Raw genomic sequence first — 16,349 nt, 5'->3', positions numbered from 1 at the left:
TGGGCGATCTCCTTTTTACCGTTGGAGTCTGAGGCTGGAGCCTCTGCGTCTGGAAAGCGCGGCACTGTCCGCACGGGCGCGCGCCATGCGCAGGTAGCGCCCGATGTCTTTGCGTAATTCGAGAAGAAGCGCGGCCTGCTGTGACCGCAATTCCCTGAACTGTTTTTGCAATAGAGAGCGCTCATCGCGCTGGCGGTCGATCAGGGTCTGACGCTCACCCGTATGTCGCTCCTGCGTGCGTTGCGCCTCCCGCTCATTCTCAGACCGGACTTGCTGGTATTTTCCCGTTATCCGATGCCAGAGGCCGCGCAGCCCTTTGGGAAGGCGCTCCGCTCGCGCACGGGTTTCCCGTTGCCATTCGGTTTCCTGCGTTGCCTTGAGCTGCGCGCGCTCGGCCCGCTGGCGGTGCGTCATCTCCATCCTGCGCTGGCCGAGCGTGGCGGATCGCTTCTGAAACCGCGCCCTGGATTCTTCGACGTGGCGGCGGAGGGCGGGGGTCATGCGCGCGCCGACCGATGCCTTTGCGACCTCGACGCTCGGCAAGGCGGCGGCATCGCCGAGGCGTGCCGCAACCTCTTTGCTCTTCAGGTCGAGGCAGCGTGCCAGCGACCAGACCTCGCCATTATGGTCGAGGACGACGAAGCTCCGCCGGTCGCCGCGCGCGAGAAAGAAGCCATGCTCTTCGAGGCTGCGCACGAATGACCGTTCGTTATCGGAGCGCGCCCAGCAATGTTGCAGCGTCGTCTTGAGCCAGCGCGGATCGATATCCTGCCGTTTGGCCTGCTGCCATTCTGCAAGGCTGAAGTTCGTGGGATTGCGTTCCGCCGCGTTTTCCAGCCCACGCGGCATTTTCCATCCGTTTTCCAGATAGAGGTCTCGCGAGACGCCCATCAGCTTTTGCTTGAAGAACGACATCTGGCGCGCCGTCATCGTTTCGGCGTCGATGCGCGACCACACGCAATGGGCGTGACGCCTGCCTTCCTTCTCATGGAAGACGATGGCGCGCGGCTGGCCTTCAAGCTTGAGCTTTCCTTCGATCCGCTCGATGGCGTCCTCGAAGACGGTGATGGGGACGTTTTCCGCTTCCGGCGGATTCAGGCTGAGCGAGAACAGATACTGGCGGCATTTCGTGCCATGGCTGACGGCTTCCGCTTCCTTGAACGCACCATGCAGATCGTCCGAGGCAAAGCCGCGCAGATCATGGACGAGCACATGCTCGTTATCATCGGTGCGCATCAGATGGGCGGCGAGGTTCTGGCCGCTGCCGCGCTGCGAGGCTTTCAGGATCATGACCGCCCCTCCGGCCTGAATCCCAGGGCGGTCAGCAGCAGGCGGCGCAATTCCCGGACATCGGCGAGCGCGGCCCGCAGATCGGCTTCGGTTTCCGGCGTCACCAGCAGCGAGCCGATGTTCGCGGCGTAGGCGAGCTGATTGAGATTGCTGGACAGATGAGAACGGCCCAACAGCGCCAGAGCCTGCGCAAGCGCCTCCCTGTCCTTTATGGTGAGGACTTTCCGGCGCTTGCGCTCCACCGGCACCGTGCCCAGCACCCTGGCCTTGATGTACGCGCCCAGCGGAGCGCCCGCAGCCTCAACAGCCAGGCGGGCGCGTTCCTCCGGGCTCAGGCGGATGCTGAACGGTGGAAGGCGCTTTTTGGGCGGCGACCGTACGGCATTCTGACGACCGCCTTCGGCGGCCAGGATGGCCACCCGGTCGAAATCGGCGCTGAGGGGCATAGCGACAATCCCTACAGCGATGGCGGCGCAGGTCGCGCGAGCGACGTATCCTTAAGGACTTGCTCCCATTGGGCTAATTCAGCGAATATCTGGTTCGATTCGTCGCCGGATAGGCGCACCACAAGACCGATTGAGATGAGCGCGTAGCCGGTTTCTCAACGAGACGAGTCTTGCGGTTCCCCCAGGCCATTCACGGCCAGGACACCGTCGCCGTCTTCATCGTGATCGCTTCCAATATTTTGAGACGCGAGATGCGGGCGGAAAACCGCTACACACTTTTCTTCATCCCGCTCTAGAAGCTTCAGCGCCCGTAACGCTCAGCGCGTCTGGAGACAGGACCGGCTCCAGTCCTCACGGCGCAGACAGGGATGCACCATGTCGTCCTGGGCCAAGGCCGCACGATCGCCATCCGCGCGATGTGTTGGACAATACGCTTCGGCGTGCCGCTCTTTCAGGAGCAGGTCATTTTCGGGAGCAGACCTCGCGCGTCGCCATCGAATCGCGGAATTCATACTCAGCGAAGCCGACCTGCTCCGGGAATCTATCGCCGCCTACAAACATACTTCGGTTGCTGCGGCGAGCCGGCGTCGCCGCCGCAAACACTGTCCGCTACCAGCGATAGCTCACCCTGCCGAGCACGGTGCGCACGCGTCCGACGTTACACTGGCCGATATACCCGCACCCCGCGACATACTGCGTATCGAACAGGTTGGTGACGTTGAGGGAAAAGCGCCAGCTGTCGATGTCGTAACGGGCCATCGCATCCACCACCGTATAGGCGGGCGCATAGAACGTATTCATGAAATCGCCTGCGCTCGCCCCCACATACCGCACGCCTCCGCCAAGGGTAAGACCGTTCAGCGCGCCGTCGTGGATGGTGTAATTGGCCCAGACCGATGCAAGATGTTGCGGAGTTCGGATCGGGCGCATACCCAGATTGGCGTCATTGCTCTCGGTCACCCTGGCGTCATTATAGGCGTAAGCGCCCGTAAGGCTCAGGCCACTGGTCAGGCTGGTCACGGCCTCGAATTCGAAACCCCGCGCGGTGACCTCGCCGGTCTGGATGCTGAAGAACGGGTGCGCCGGATCCCGTGTCGTAACGTTCTTGCGCCTCAGATCATAAATGGCGGCCGTAATCCGCAGGTTCATATCATGCGGCTGGTATTTGACGCCTGCCTCGTACTGCGTTCCGGTTTCGGCCTGAACGGCACCTGGTCAAACGTCGTTCCAGAAACGGGCATGAAGGACTCGGAATAGCTGACGTAAGGGACCACTCCGCTATCGAATTCGTAGCCAAGCCCGGCCCGCCTAGTGAAGGCCCGATCGTTCTGATTGGTGACTGCAGCACTAAAGGCATTGACGGTCTTGGATTCCGCCCAATCGTGGCGTCCGCCGAAAGTCAGGATCCAGCGGTCGAGCTTGATCTGATCCTGAAGGTAGATGCCGGGGAAATTTTGAGTTTGACGAGATCCATAATTGTCAGCCGAAATGAGAACGGGTTGGCCATAGACAGGCGCAAAAACATCGATCGGAGAAGCAACTCCTCCCCATAAGCCAAGAGAATTGTATCGTCGCCATCGATAGTCCACACCGAACAGCACGGTGTGGTGCAGGACGCCGGTCGTAGTCTTCAGTTCAGCCTGGTTGTCAATCGCAAAAGTGTCCCAACTCGCACGCAGGGTTTCGTAGCTACGGTCGAGCGTACGAAGGTCGGCTTGAAGACCGATCGGCGTGGCGTTGCGATAGTCCCAGTTTTCCCGCGCGTACTGAAGATTCTGCCTGAAGGTGAGGCTCTCGGTGGCGCGATGTTGAAGGTTGTATCCGACGACGGCCCGTTCCGTTACATTGTAGTCAAGGTCAGGCTCACCGATGAAGCGCGTAACCGGGATTCGCCCGTTCGGATTCGGCAGCGCCGTTCCCTGCGCCGGGAGGCCGTAATTCCATCTGCCTTTGTCTTTCTGAAAGAGGCTGAACGCCGTGAGTTCTGTCGCGTCCGTGGGGCGCCACGTCACCGCGCCTGAAACGAACGCGCGTTGATCGTTTGAGAAATCAATGCCGTTACCGCCTTCCCGCAACAGGCCGGTGAAGCGATAGAGCAGCGTTCTGTCCTCAGTCACCGGACCGCCGAAGTCGAAAGCGCCACTCTTCTGGCCGAAACTGCCGCCCCGCAACTGGACTTCATGAACGGGTCCTTCCGTCGGGCGCTTGGTGACGAGAGCGATCACGCCGCTGGGCTGGTTCTGCCCGTAGAGAACCGATGCCGGGCCGCGCATTACTTCGATACGCTCCAATCCGAAAGGCTCGATATCGCCGTTATTGATCGTGCGCAACCCGTTCAGGAATATCGGCCCGTCCGCGGGAACGGCGCTGAAACCTCGTATCTGAAACGTCGGCCCACTGTGCTGCATGCCGCTCGACTCGGCAAAAACACCCGGCGTGTATTGCAGCGTCTCGTTCAGGGTCTGGTTTCTCCGTATCTCGATCTGATCTCGCGTCACCACCGAAATCGACTGCGGCACCTCGATGATCGGCGTATCGGTCTTGGTGGCGGTGGCGCTGCGGCTGGCGACGAAACCGTTCGCCGGCCCCCACGCGGTCTCGCCCTGCACGTCGATGGTGTCGAGCGAGATCGCGCCTGACGGAGCCGCGCCGCTGACGCCGCCCGCCGCGGAAGGGTTGACGATCTGCACCGTGCGCGCATTGGTGAATCGCGCCGACAGACCGGTGCCCGCAAGCAACCGGTTGACGCCGTCGCGCACCGTGAACGTTCCAGAGACGCCTGACGTGCGCGCGCCGCGCGGCACCGCGCCGTCAAAAACGAGATCGATTCCGGCCGCGCGCGAGAACGCCACGATGCCGCTCGACAAGGACTGCGGCGGAATGGCGAAGGTGATCGACTGTTGAAGCGCGCCCGCCGATGGCGCTGATGACGGCGCGGTTTGCGCGAATGCGGCTTGAGACGGCAACAACAAGGCGGCGAACGATATCGACGCCAGCAACCTTGCCATCCTGATCGCCGCAACTCCTGAAACACTCCGCCCCGCCATCGCCCCCGCTCCCCTGAACAAATGAGCGTCGGCCTTAATTCCGCGCTCCTCACTCGTTCAGACGAAGCGATCCCGCCGGTATCAGATGGACCGGAGAAAAAATCTGCTCATGCCGCGAACAACAGCGTCAAATAGGGGGTGACGTTGACGACCCGGATCGGGAGCGTGTCTTCGAGAGTGGCGAGAATATTCCCCGATTTCTGAAGATCGACGATCAGGGTGACCGGGCGGACCGCCAACGCCGATTCCATCACCATCAGCCTGCCCTGCCGCCAGCGATTGAGCGACGCGACGACCCGCCCGAACGGCTGCGAGATGAAAATCAGGCGGCCGTCGCGCCAGCCAAGCTCCGAAGCCGGATCGATCGCCTGAGGCGGGCCGATGCTTTCGCGGCCGTAGGTCAGTTGCGATCCGGCATCCAGCCGCGCCCCCTCCGCGGCGACGCGGATATCGACAGCATGCTGGGCAACGGTGACGCGCACGTCGTCATCGGAAACATAGTCGACGTTGAACGCGGTTCCGGCGGCCATCGTGCGGCCCGCCGCCGCCTCGACCACGAACGGGCGAGACGTATCCGGCGCAACCGAGAAATAAGCCTCTCCCCGATGCAGCGTGACAAGACGCAGTTTGGAACTGAAATCGACGGACAACGCCGTCGCGCCAGCCATGTCCACGCTTGAATCGTCGGCGAGCCTGACCGTCCTGCGCTCGCCGGCACTGGTGCGGTAGTCCGCGAACGGATGCTGCTGATACGCCACCCAGCCGCCGCCGCCGGCCATGGCGGCGAGCATGCCCGCGCCGAACGTTCGCCGCGTGACGGCGATCCGCTTCTCGCGGCGACGCGATTTGACGACCGGAAGTTCGGAAGCTCCCGACCAAAGACGTTCGATATCCGCATAGGCCACGCGATGACGCTCGTCCCGTCGAAGCCAGGCGCGAAAGGCAAGCTGATCGGATTTCGCGACCTGATCGGCGTGCATGATTGCGAACCACGCCACGGCTTCCCGCGATATCTTGTCGAGGTTGTGCCGCCGAAATCCTCGTCGTCGCTCCAATCGGGATCGGCCACCATCAGGCAGACTCCTCTCGCGGACGGCCATGGATACGATCCGGAGCCGGCCAAATCCTAGAGCGTTTTCAAGCGAAGTGGACACCGGTTCGCGTGAAGAAAACGCGTTAAATCAAAATCATAGAGCCGTTTCTGATTCTGTCAGAAGCGGAAAGGCGGTTGAGAACGTCGTCGCTGTTATCGACCAGCGGCATCAACCGCTGTCGGCGCGCGAGGTCGATCGACAGGTTGTTGGCGGTACGAAAAATATAAGCCTGCACGTTATCGACCGGCGCGGTAGGCTTCGCGGTCAGGAGCTTCAGGAAGGTCTCCTGCATCAGATCGGCGGCGGTATCGGCAGAGCGCCCCGGCGGCGCAGAAAGCGTTTCAGCTCCTGGCTATGCCTCCGAAACAGATCCTGGACATCGAACGCCACGAATAAGAGCCTCCGGCCTAAAGGAGACGCCGGCGCGCCTTCCTGCTTGCTACCGCGGGCCTATCCTTATGAGAGCGTTAATTCCCATGCAATGTCATGTGTTTAGACTCCCTCTAAGGTTGGAATGACCTGTGGGGATCCGTGGGACGCCAAGGTCGCATTCGAGCGCCTGCCGGTCCCACCCGGCCAGATCCGCCGCCGCTTCGTAGGTCGATTGCAGGAACCTCGTGAGTTCGCCTTCAGGATCGGCGCTGGCCCGCACCGCCTCATAGGGCAGCACGAACTCTCCGAGCTTCCGGTCGAAGCGGGCCGCCGCCGGCTCGACGGGGCGGTCGGCGAAGCCATCGGGCGCCGGATAGGCGTAGGAGTAGAACATCGCCTCATCCACCCCGCCGCCGCCGGGCCAAAACCCGGCCGAGGATACTTCGTGACTATAGGCTTCCTGCGTGATCGGATCGGGAAGCGCCGGAATTCCGCCCGGATGACGCGGGGCCTTGCGGCCCGAGAAACGCGTCACAGCCAGATCGAACGAGCCCCAGAACAGATGCACCGGCGACACCTTGCCAAGATAGCCGGTGCGGAAGCGCGCGAACACGCGATCGATCTGCACCAGCGCCCGATGAAACCGCTCGACCGCCTTGCGGTCGTAGGGCCGCGACGCGGTGTCCTGCGCGAAGGGTGTCGCATCGGCGATCTCATTCGGAGCGCCATGAATATCCATCCGCCCGCCAAGCCGTTCGACCAGCGTGCTCGTCCGGCGCAGAAAGTCGGCTACGCTCATTGCCTCCAGCGGAAAGCTCTCACGCGCGTCGGCCGTTTCGCCGATCAGCGCATGATCGTGGAAGTCCAAGGTTAAGGTGATGGCCGACCTGCCGTCGGGCACCATTCCCGTCGTCAGACCGCGCGGCGTCACGTAAAGCGTGGCGTGCCAGGAGTGATTGACCCAGGGTGTATGCGCGAGCCGATACTTGCCGACGATCTGAGTCCACAGATGGAGGGCGGAGCATGTTTCGGCCCAATCGCCATAGGGCAGAGCGGGCCAGTCCGACTCGTCCTCGTTCATCCGATCGGCTCCATGGCTTGCCGCGCAAGGGCTTGTTTCACGCCCTCGTCCGCTTCCATGCACGCGCGGAACGCTTTCAGCGCCGGATAATCGCCAATCGAAAGCGGCGTCTTCTCGATCCAGCGCGTCAGCACATAAAGGAAAGTGTCGGCGAAAGAGCGCTGGCCGAGATACCATTCGCCGCCATTCTCGCTCAGGACGCCATTCAACCGCTCATAGTGACCGGCGAGTTTCTCATAGGTCTTGCGCTTGACCTCTTCCTGCGCCGCCGCGCTCTCGGCAAACTTCTGGGTGTTAAAGTGACCGCCATAAGCCGCATGAACTTCCGACGTCATGTAGGCCAGCGCTTCGGCTTCTTTGCGGCCGAGCCGGCTACCGGGAGCGTGGCTTTCCTTACCATGGGTCGCGCCAAGCCAGGCGAGGATCGCCGCCGCCTCGGTCAGTACGTCCCCGTCTTCGAAGCGCAGCGCCGGCACCTGTCCCCGAGAATTGATGGCCAGGTAGTATTCCTTTTTCTGGTCGCCATAAGGAATGTTGTGAATCTCGACCGGAGCGTCGAGCCACGCGACGGCGATGTTCGGCGAGAGCGAGCAAGTGCCAGGCATCGTGTAGAGGGTCGGCATCTGAGATTCTCCTTCAGTGCTGGGGTTTTCGGATGCGCGAGCTACGCCAGTCGCGTCATATGCGGCGTCTCAAAATCCGGACAAGGCCACGACCGCGACGGTGACGGTGACGGTGACGCTGACCACCGCCGCGAATATAGCGTTTTCGAGCGAAGTGGATACAGGTTCACGTGAAGAAACGCGTCAGAACAACAATCGAGAGCTTCGCTTTTGATTCAATCAGAAGCGATAATGCTCAAACACCGCATCCATGTGAAAGAAAGATGGCCACATCTGAAAAGGTGACGAATGAGACGCTGGGGCTTCTGTACCCTGTACACCACCGATCCGAGAGGCAAGTAACAAGAATGGGACAGTACAAACTGTTCAGTTCCGGTTTTCGTCAGGGAGTGACTCTGCCGTCATTGGCAACTGTCGGAGGCAGTGCCGGACTGTTCGGCGCACGCGGTGAACATGGTCTTTGCCTGCCAAACACCACCGACCAGTCACCAGACGCCTCCGGCAGGTCGCTTCGCGTCAGGCGGTCATGCTGACGAGCGCGTCCGAGGAGATCAGGAGCTTTCCACCCTCCACCTTCAGCGCGAAGGTGCGTACAGACCCCTCATCAGCGCCCTGCGCCTTGCCTGTCTCCAACGAGATCACCCAGCCATGCAGCGGACAGGTGACCTGAGCACCATGCACGATGCCCTGGCTCAGAGGACCTCCCTTGTGCGGGCAGCGGTCCTCGATAGCGAAGAAGCGATTCTCGACAGTGCGGAATACCGCAATCCGCCCTAGAGGCGTCGCCACGCAGCGCGCGCCGCGAAGCGGAATATCCTCCGTCCCGCCAATCGCAATCCAGCTCATAATGCTTCCTCCGCCGCCACCGGAAAACCGATGGTCGCCATCGGCCGGAATTCGTGCTTGTCCTTGCCGGACACGCGTTCAGACCAAGGATCGACCTGCGCGAACTTGCGGCTGAAGGCGAAGCGATCGAAATAAGCCTTGCGCTTCTGCGGATCGTCCAAAATCTGGCGGCGGATCTCGTCGAGGCCGACGCGCTTCGCCCATTTGTAGATGCGCTCAAGATAGTGGGCCTGCTCGCGGTACATCTGGACGAGCGCCACGATATGTTCCAGCGCGTCATCTTCCGTTTTGACAAGTCCCAGAACTTCCGTGCCCCTGATATCGAGGCCCGCCGCGCCGGCGAAATGGATCTCATAACCGGAGTCGACGCAGATCACGCCGACGTCCTTGCAGGTCGCCTCGGCGCAGTTGCGCGGACAACCCGAGACCGCCATCTTGACCTTGGCCGGCGTCCACGCACCCCACATGAATTTCTCGATACGAATGCCGAGCCCGGTCGAATCCTGCGTGCCGAAGCGGCACCAGTCCGACCCGACGCAGGTCTTCACCGTGCGCAGGCCCTTGGCATAGGCATGACCCGAGATGAAGCCGGCCCTGCCGAGATCGGCCCATACCGCAGGCAGGTCTTCCTTCCTGACGCCCAGCATGTCGATACGCTGGCCGCCCGTGACCTTCACGGAGGGAATGTGAAATTTATCGACCACGTCGGCGATGGCGCGCAATTCCTTCGCGCTGGTGACGCCGCCCCACATGCGCGGCACGACCGAATAGGTGCCGTCCTTTTGAATGTTGGCATGAACACGCTCGTTAACGAAACGCGACTGGTAGTCGTCGGCATATTCGTCCGGCCAGTCGCAGACGAGATAGTAGTTGAGCGCCGGCCGGCACTTCGCGCAGCCGCATGAGGTCTTCCATTCCAGTTCCTGCATCACGGCGGGAATGGTCTTTAGACGCTTCGCCTTGATCAGCCGCCGGACATCGCCATGTCCGAGCGTGGTGCAGCCACACACCGGCTGGACGGCGTCGGGATTGTACTTGTCCCCGAGCGTCAGTGTCATGAGCTGCTCGACGAGACCCGTGCAGGACCCACAGGAGGCGGACGCCTTGGTGTGGGCACGTACGTCGTCGAGCGATGTCAGATCCCTGGCGATGATGGCCGAGACGATCGCGCCCTTGCAAACGCCGTTGCAGCCGCAGATCTCCGCATCATCCGGCAAGGCCGCGACCGCCGCCATCGGGTCGAGGGACGCGTTTCCCTGACGGGATTGACCGAAGATCAGCGTCTCGCGCAACTCCGAGACATCCGTCCCCTTGCGCAGCATATCGAAGTACCAGGCGCCGTCCGTGGTATCGCCGTAAAGGACCACGCCGACAATGCGGTTGTCCTTCAGCACGAGCCGCTTGTAGATTCCCGCGCCGGAATTCCGCAGCACGATATCTTCGCGGTCAGGCGCGTCGGCGAAGTCGCCCGCCGAGTAAAGGCTCACGCCGGTCACCTTCAACTGGGTCGCTGTGTCGACGCTGCGGAACGTCGCTTCAACTCCTGTCAAGGTCTTCGCCGCGACCTTGGCCATATCATAGAGCGGCGCGACGAGGCCGTAGCAGATGTTGTTGTGCTCGCAGCATTCTCCGAGGGCGAGAATGTCCGGATCGGACGTCAGCATCCGGTCGTCCACGACGATGCCGCGCTCGACATGGAGACCCGCATCGGTCGCGATCCGCGCTTCGGGACGAATGCCAACCGCCATCACCACGATATCGGCGGGATAGAGGGTGCCGTCATCGAGCAGAACCGCTTCGGTGCGCCCGCGTCCGAGGATCGCACTGGTCTGCGCCTTGCAATGAATCTTGATGCCGCGGCTCTCCAGCTCCTTCTGCAGGAGATAGCCCGCCGCCGCATCCAGCTGACGCTCCATCAGGTGGCCCATCAGATGCAGAACCACCACCTCCATGCCATGCAGCCTGAGCGCCGCCGCGGCCTCCAGTCCGAGAAGGCCGCCGCCGATGACGACAGCCTTGGCGTCTTTTTTCCCGGCGGCGGCGACCATCGCCTGAACATCGTCATAGTCCCGAAACGCCATGACGCCCGGCAAGTCCCGCCCGGCGACGGGGATCATGAAGGGAGCGGATCCGGTCGCGATCACAAGCTTGTCGTAAGGAGCTTCGCTTCCCGCCGAGTGCACCACCTTCGCGGCGCGATCGATGCGCGTCACCGTCTCGCCGAAGCGGCATTCGACCTGATGGGCGTCGTACCAGGCCGCGTCATGCGTGACGATCTGATCGAACGACTTCTCGCCCGCCAGCACCGGCGACAGCATGATGCGATTGTAATTTCCGCGCGGCTCCGCGCCGAAAAGCGTAACATCGAAACGTTCAGGGTCAGCCTCGAACAGATGCTCGAGCATGCGGCCGGAGGCCATGCCCGCGCCGACGATGACGAGCTTCTCTTTCTTGTTCATCTCGATCTTGCTCCGTCCTCAGATAGCGAGAGCCGTCACGGACGATTACGCAAGACCTGTGCCAGACCTGAAAATACGGCACGCCGCTATCAGAACGCCGCCACATCAACCATTCGTAGGAATGAGCGCGCACGATCGCTCGCTATGGAAGCAGGCGGTGCCGAAAGTTTGTGCAACGCAGCAGCGAAGGCTACCCACAATCCTCAGTCAGGAAACCCGAGCGCTTTCGATCGCAAGCGAAAAAGTTTTAGGAACCAATCCAGAACGGAACCCATTGACCCTGGCAACCCCAAGGAGACTTCAATGACGAATCCGAATGAGAAGAATCAGGACGACCAGCGCAACCAGGGCAAGAAGCCGGGCGAACAGGGCGAAAGCACCCGCAAGTCCGAGATCAAAAAGGCGGTCAAGGAAGATATGCCCGACAAGAATCCTCAAGGTCAGGAAAAAACCGGATACAGCGGCGGCACCTGATTGGACCGCTTCAGCCGGCAATAGGCCGCCCTTGGGGCGGCCTATTTATTTTAGAAAGTTCGCGTCAATCTGAAATTCAAGAACGAGACTCAACGGAATATCGCGCGCGAAGCGCCGACGCGATGATTTGTCCGGCCGATTGCGTAACCTCCGTCCCATAGCAACGAACTTCGCTCCCGATTCAATCGGGAGCGAAAGGCTGTAGCTATTTCGCCGGGCAACTTCCGGGCAGTCTCGGATAGAAGCACTCCGTCTCGACTCCGTCCCGCGCATGGCTTGCGTTGTCGGGAACGATTTTAGTGTTGAGGAACCGCGTCGCGAATTCGCCGGTCGTGGGGAAGGCGGCCGGCGTCGGGCGTGCCGCCTGCCCCTGGTCTTGCGCCTTGAAATTGGCTGGGAGCGTAAACGCGAACCCGAAACATCCGGCTGCCGGGCAATCGAGGTCCTTGACCGCCCAGGTCCGGCAAACGGCGTCCGCCTCCTTGCCCAGTGCCGGATCGGCGAGAAGCAATGGCTCCTTGCCTGGATCGGCGCTCGCCAGCTTCGAGCCGCAGCTTCCGTCCGCCTTCCAGCCGCAGAATGTCGCCGGGCCGCAAAGGCCGTTCTTCTGCTGCCGCGGATCAAGCTCGGATTGAGCCGCGAAATTGGTCTCGATCGTGAGCACGCCTTTGGAGACGCCCTTCACGGTGAACCACTTCCCCGCATTGGGCGCGGAGTCCGGGCTGAACTTGATCGGCGCGGTCGCCAGGCTTCCGCGCACGGGCTTCACTGTTCCCGTATCAAAGCCCTCGCCGACATAGATCTGGTAGGTCTGGGCCGTGCTCGGCTTCGCATAGAGGAAGAACATGTAATAGGTCTGGCCGGGAGCGAAGACATTCACGTCCCGCGTCTGCGGCATTTTCGTATAATTCTCCGTGTTCTGAGTGGTCTTGGAGACGGACGTGTCGACATAGTAGACACCGTTGTTCACGGTCAGCGTTTCGCGCTGATACATGTTCTGGCCGCCCATCCGCATGAAAGGCCAGCGGCACGCGGGCGTATTGGCGTTGGCGGCGCAGCCGTTCGTCTGCCAATGGCCCAGTTCGGTCGTGGTCAGGTACTGACGGTAAAGCGGAACGCCGTAGCAGGCCCCGTTGGAGCACTCGCTCGACCAGTCTCCGCCCTGACCGAGATCGGGCGTGTCTCCGCAGCGGCCATAGGGTTTCGACGGATCGGGCGGGGACTTCTCCGAGCACCCCGGTGCAATCGCCGTGGCCACGTAATCATAGGGACTCGTCTTCGCGGTCGACGGCGTCGACGCGGGCGGCAGCGGCTTCTGCGGACATACCAGCGACGGGCTGACCCTCAGGTTCGATTTACACTCGGAGGTTTCAAGCTTGGCCGTGAAGAACTGATCCTCGTTGATCGACACCGTCTCACCGCCGGGCTTCGAACTGATGAGTCCCGTGAGCGTCCCGTCGTCATCGGTAAGCTCGGTCTGGCGGTCAATGCCGCTCCAGCCGTCGAACATGTTGTCCGTCGAGGTGCAATAGAAGTTCGACACCGCGTTCGGGCCGGAGGTCGCCGTGAGATAGGTGCCGCCCTGACCGAAATCCTGTTTTTCCGCCACGCCGTCAGGCGCCTTGAACAGGGGATCGAATACGAAATGACGGATGTCGACATTGCTGAAAAACAGATTCGCCGAGTGAAAAGCCGGCGGATAGAAAAAGCCGTTGTTCTGTTTCCAGCCGATGGCGGCGTTCGGCAGATAGCATTGCCCGTTCAGCGGATCCTTGGTGACGCCCAGGACCACGCCTGAGCCATACATGCAGCCCGGATCGGTCTTCGATCCGGTCACGGGACAGTCTGATTTGGTGATGTCGAGGTAGGCGTTGGAATCCTGATAGGCGGGACCATCGTAGATGTTGAACAGGCGCTGACCCGAGTCGAAATTGATCAGCGGAATTGAGACGCCTTCCTTCGCGCTGAGGCAATAATTGCTCGGCGAAAGACCCGCCACCTGCCAGTCGCAACGCAGCTTCGAACGCGCGTTGAAGGGCCCCGCGTCCAGCGCGAAGGCGTGGGCGTCGTCCTGCGGCTGGGAATGGCCGATGAAAACGCTCTTGCGCGCGAGCGCCCAATAGCCGCGGATCACCGACGCATGGGTATAATCGCCGCCGGTGATGAAAGTCAGGCCGCCGTTCTGAACATCCGACAGCACGCTGTTGACGACGAGATACCATTGATTGCGCAGCCAGATCGCCGCGACATTGTGCTGGGCCCAGTGAAACATCGACGTGAACTTGTCGATGACGGTCACCGCGCAATTTTCAGGATGGCCCGGATCGCAAAACTTGATGCCCTCGCAATCGTAGGTGCCGTCGTCCTTCCTATTGCAGGCCGTCGCGTGCCGGTTTCCGCCGACCGCATGCGGATAATAGTGATCGTCAGCCTCGTTGTCGTTCGGATCCGGCGCAAGGCTGCGAACCGCGACCAGAGCATTGGTGGCAGCGCCGCCCTGCGCGGCATCCGCCGTCTTATCCTGCGCCGCACGGGACGCAGGCTTGAGGACGCCCGAACACTCCGGCGCGTCGCCCGTGGTCTGGAACGACATCATCGTCGACGTGGCGAAATTTCCGACGAACGCCTTGAGCGGCGTCGAGCCTCGATAAGCGCCGTCTTTTTGCAGACCGGCATAACCCGACCACTTCATATGCCGCTGATCAAGGCTGTTATTCGGGGTCATCACGTCCGGCCTGTCGCTGTTCCAAACCGGGACGAACCAGTAGGCCGATCCACAGGCCGTTGCGCCGGCCGCCATGTTGCCGATGAACTCATTCCAGCCGTTCGTGATCCAGAACACCGACGGATAGGCCGAGTCGGTCAGGAACGGAAATTTCGGGACGGGTTTTTTGTCTTCGTTGGCGGCGAGGATGCCCGGGATCGATCGCGGATTTTGTTCATTGGCGACAGCGGCACGCGCAAGAATGCCGAGGTTGCCGTAAAACATATTGTCGGTCTCTGTGCCGTCCTCAAGATAAAAGCCATGGCCGATGGACTTGTAGCCGACGTTGCCGGCAATCATGACGCCTTGCGTGGAATGAAGGACGATCCAGCGGGTCATCGATTCATTGATCGACGAATCCTGCACGTAGGTTCCTTCCGGCGTCTGGCGAGCCATATGGAAATGGACGGGATAATGTGCCATCCGCCCGCCCTGCCCTAGCTCCTTGAATTCGACTCCCTTGACGTGCACCGCCTTGAATCCCTGCCGGAACACGACATGACCGCCGAGCGAATAGCACGGCCCTTTGCCATCCTGGGCGACGCAGGGCTTCTCGGGTGTCGAGTCCGGAAACTCCTCGCCCGGCCGGTCTCCTCCGGATACGATCCGGATGCTGCGATTGAGGATAGCGACAGCGGCGCGGGTCTCGACGCCGTTCTTGACGAGATCGGGATCGAGATCGAGGCGTCCCTGCGACGGCGCCAGCTTGTCGGTGAGTGCGTAGCGTTCGCCGTTGTGGGGCCATGCCGCGCCATGATCGACACGGATCTTCGTGAGCCACCGCCCCCTCCCGTTATCTCCCGTGTGAGCATCCTTGACGACGAAGGTTTCGGAATGACCGGGCAGGTAGTCCGTCGTCGTGACGACGATCTGATCTCCGGCCTGGACATGGAGGTTTTCCGGCCGCAGGTTGCTCGCGCCGGCGACGACGAGCGGATCGTTCGGCCCTGCGCCGCCGCCTGCCGCGAGCGAGCGGTCCAGCCGTGTCCAGCTCGGATGAAGTTGCGGATTGGAGCAGCCCATCGAATTGCAGGAGCCTTTCGCGCCCCAGAGTTCGAGGCTTCCGCCATAGGAGACGGCTAGAACCTTATAGCCAAAATACCCAACCTGCTTGTCTTGACTGTCATCGCACGGCGATGTGCTCGACCAGACCGATCCGTCGGAGCACTTGCCGTCGCCGTGCAGCGGTCCGTAACGGTAAAAGAAATCCGAGACGCCGCCGGGCAGAGCAAGCTTGGTCTTTCCGTTGTCACGCCAGGCAGAAGTTGGGATACCGCAAGGGCCCGTATCGGTGTTCTGCGCGGTCCGGCAAAGCGCGCCGAGCGCGGGACCGCTGGCGTTGCGGTCCGCACCGTAAAGGTGGATTGTCAGGACGCCACCGTAATTTCCGTAGGGCTGCCTCTGCGACCCGGCGACGACCGTACCTCCGTTCTCGATCACCATCGATTGAGCCCAGAAGTGGGTGGCCGTGGGCTTGATCGTCTTGTCAAGCTCGTCGAACACGAGCTGGCCTTTGTCCAGCACGTTGACGTTCTCGAAGTAGTAAGTCTGATCGGGTTTGACGTGGCACTCGCCGTTGACCACAAGGTCAGGCGGACTATTCGTTGATCCCGCGGCCGGCAGAAATCCGCTTGAGCATGTGACCGTGGTGTTTTGCTGCGCGGCCGCTTTGGTTTTGGCTGATAAAGCCGGTGAGGTTGAAAGTCCGAAAAACAGAAGGACGCCGCAGGAGCCGGCGATGCGCAGGCCGGCGGTCATGCGTGAGCGAACGGCGATGCGTGAGCCAACCCGATTGCCTTCGTGGTCGATATGCATGGAGCACCCCCTGCCATGAATAATCTGATCGCAGTCAA

The 16,349-nt window shown here is 61.5% G+C and carries 13 protein-coding genes; 2 read left to right on the top strand and 11 right to left on the bottom strand.

What is annotated here, in order from left to right:
• Window positions 1-15: 15 nt before the first annotated feature.
• Complete coding sequence (locus NWI_RS03760) at window positions 16-1,290, bottom strand: relaxase/mobilization nuclease domain-containing protein (protein WP_011314048.1); 1,275 nt, start codon at window positions 1,288-1,290, stop codon at window positions 16-18.
• A complete protein-coding gene (locus NWI_RS03755; protein ID WP_011314047.1) occupies window positions 1,287-1,736 on the bottom strand; it encodes a hypothetical protein in 450 nt (149 codons plus the stop codon). The genes NWI_RS03760 and NWI_RS03755 overlap by 4 nt, the downstream gene beginning before the upstream one ends.
• Before the next feature lie 170 nt (window positions 1,737-1,906).
• On the opposite strand from NWI_RS03755, the gene NWI_RS18440 reads away from it, so the two are divergent.
• Entirely contained in the window at window positions 1,907-2,032 is a 126-nt protein-coding gene (locus NWI_RS18440; protein WP_283805210.1) for a hypothetical protein, read from the top strand.
• 313 nt (window positions 2,033-2,345) lie between these two features.
• Here NWI_RS18440 and NWI_RS18120 read toward each other — a convergent pair whose 3' ends face one another.
• From NWI_RS18120 to nirB, 8 genes are all read right to left on the bottom strand, one after another.
• Window positions 2,346-2,885, bottom strand: coding sequence for a TonB-dependent siderophore receptor (locus tag NWI_RS18120; protein WP_011314046.1), 540 nt, complete (start codon window positions 2,883-2,885; stop codon window positions 2,346-2,348).
• Entirely contained in the window at window positions 2,882-4,744 is a 1,863-nt protein-coding gene (locus NWI_RS03750; protein ID WP_244374970.1) for a TonB-dependent siderophore receptor, read from the bottom strand. The genes NWI_RS18120 and NWI_RS03750 overlap by 4 nt, the downstream gene beginning before the upstream one ends.
• A 146-nt stretch (window positions 4,745-4,890) precedes the next feature.
• Complete coding sequence (locus tag NWI_RS03745) at window positions 4,891-5,781, bottom strand: FecR family protein (RefSeq protein WP_244374969.1); 891 nt, start codon at window positions 5,779-5,781, stop codon at window positions 4,891-4,893.
• Between the two features lie 178 nt (window positions 5,782-5,959).
• Window positions 5,960-6,169, bottom strand: a complete 210-nt coding sequence (locus NWI_RS03740) for a sigma factor (RefSeq protein WP_011314043.1) — start codon at window positions 6,167-6,169, stop codon at window positions 5,960-5,962.
• A 192-nt stretch (window positions 6,170-6,361) separates the two neighbouring features.
• Window positions 6,362-7,330, bottom strand: coding sequence for a DUF5996 family protein (locus tag NWI_RS03735; RefSeq protein WP_011314042.1), 969 nt, complete (start codon window positions 7,328-7,330; stop codon window positions 6,362-6,364).
• Window positions 7,327-7,953, bottom strand: coding sequence for a glutathione S-transferase family protein (locus NWI_RS03730; protein WP_011314041.1), 627 nt, complete (start codon window positions 7,951-7,953; stop codon window positions 7,327-7,329). The genes NWI_RS03735 and NWI_RS03730 overlap by 4 nt, the downstream gene beginning before the upstream one ends.
• 516 nt (window positions 7,954-8,469) lie before the next feature.
• A complete protein-coding gene (gene nirD, locus NWI_RS03720) occupies window positions 8,470-8,799 on the bottom strand; it encodes a nitrite reductase small subunit NirD (RefSeq protein ID WP_011314040.1) in 330 nt (109 codons plus the stop codon).
• On the bottom strand, window positions 8,796-11,258 hold the full coding sequence (gene nirB, locus NWI_RS03715; protein WP_011314039.1) for a nitrite reductase large subunit NirB: 2,463 nt from the start codon (window positions 11,256-11,258) through the stop codon (window positions 8,796-8,798). The genes nirD and nirB overlap by 4 nt, the downstream gene beginning before the upstream one ends.
• Window positions 11,259-11,561: 303 nt before the next feature.
• Between nirB and NWI_RS17840 the strand changes: the two genes are divergently transcribed.
• Complete coding sequence (locus tag NWI_RS17840) at window positions 11,562-11,732, top strand: hypothetical protein (RefSeq protein WP_187148010.1); 171 nt, start codon at window positions 11,562-11,564, stop codon at window positions 11,730-11,732.
• Between the two features lie 205 nt (window positions 11,733-11,937).
• Here NWI_RS17840 and NWI_RS03705 read toward each other — a convergent pair whose 3' ends face one another.
• Entirely contained in the window at window positions 11,938-16,311 is a 4,374-nt protein-coding gene (locus NWI_RS03705) for a G8 domain-containing protein (RefSeq protein ID WP_011314037.1), read from the bottom strand.
• Between the last annotated feature and the right edge of the window lie 38 nt (window positions 16,312-16,349).

The organism is Nitrobacter winogradskyi Nb-255 (genome assembly GCF_000012725.1).
In the GTDB taxonomy this organism is placed as follows: domain Bacteria; phylum Pseudomonadota; class Alphaproteobacteria; order Rhizobiales; family Xanthobacteraceae; genus Nitrobacter; species Nitrobacter winogradskyi.
The sequence above is the reverse complement of the archived record's forward strand: the minus strand, read 5'-3'. Positions and strand labels throughout refer to the sequence as shown.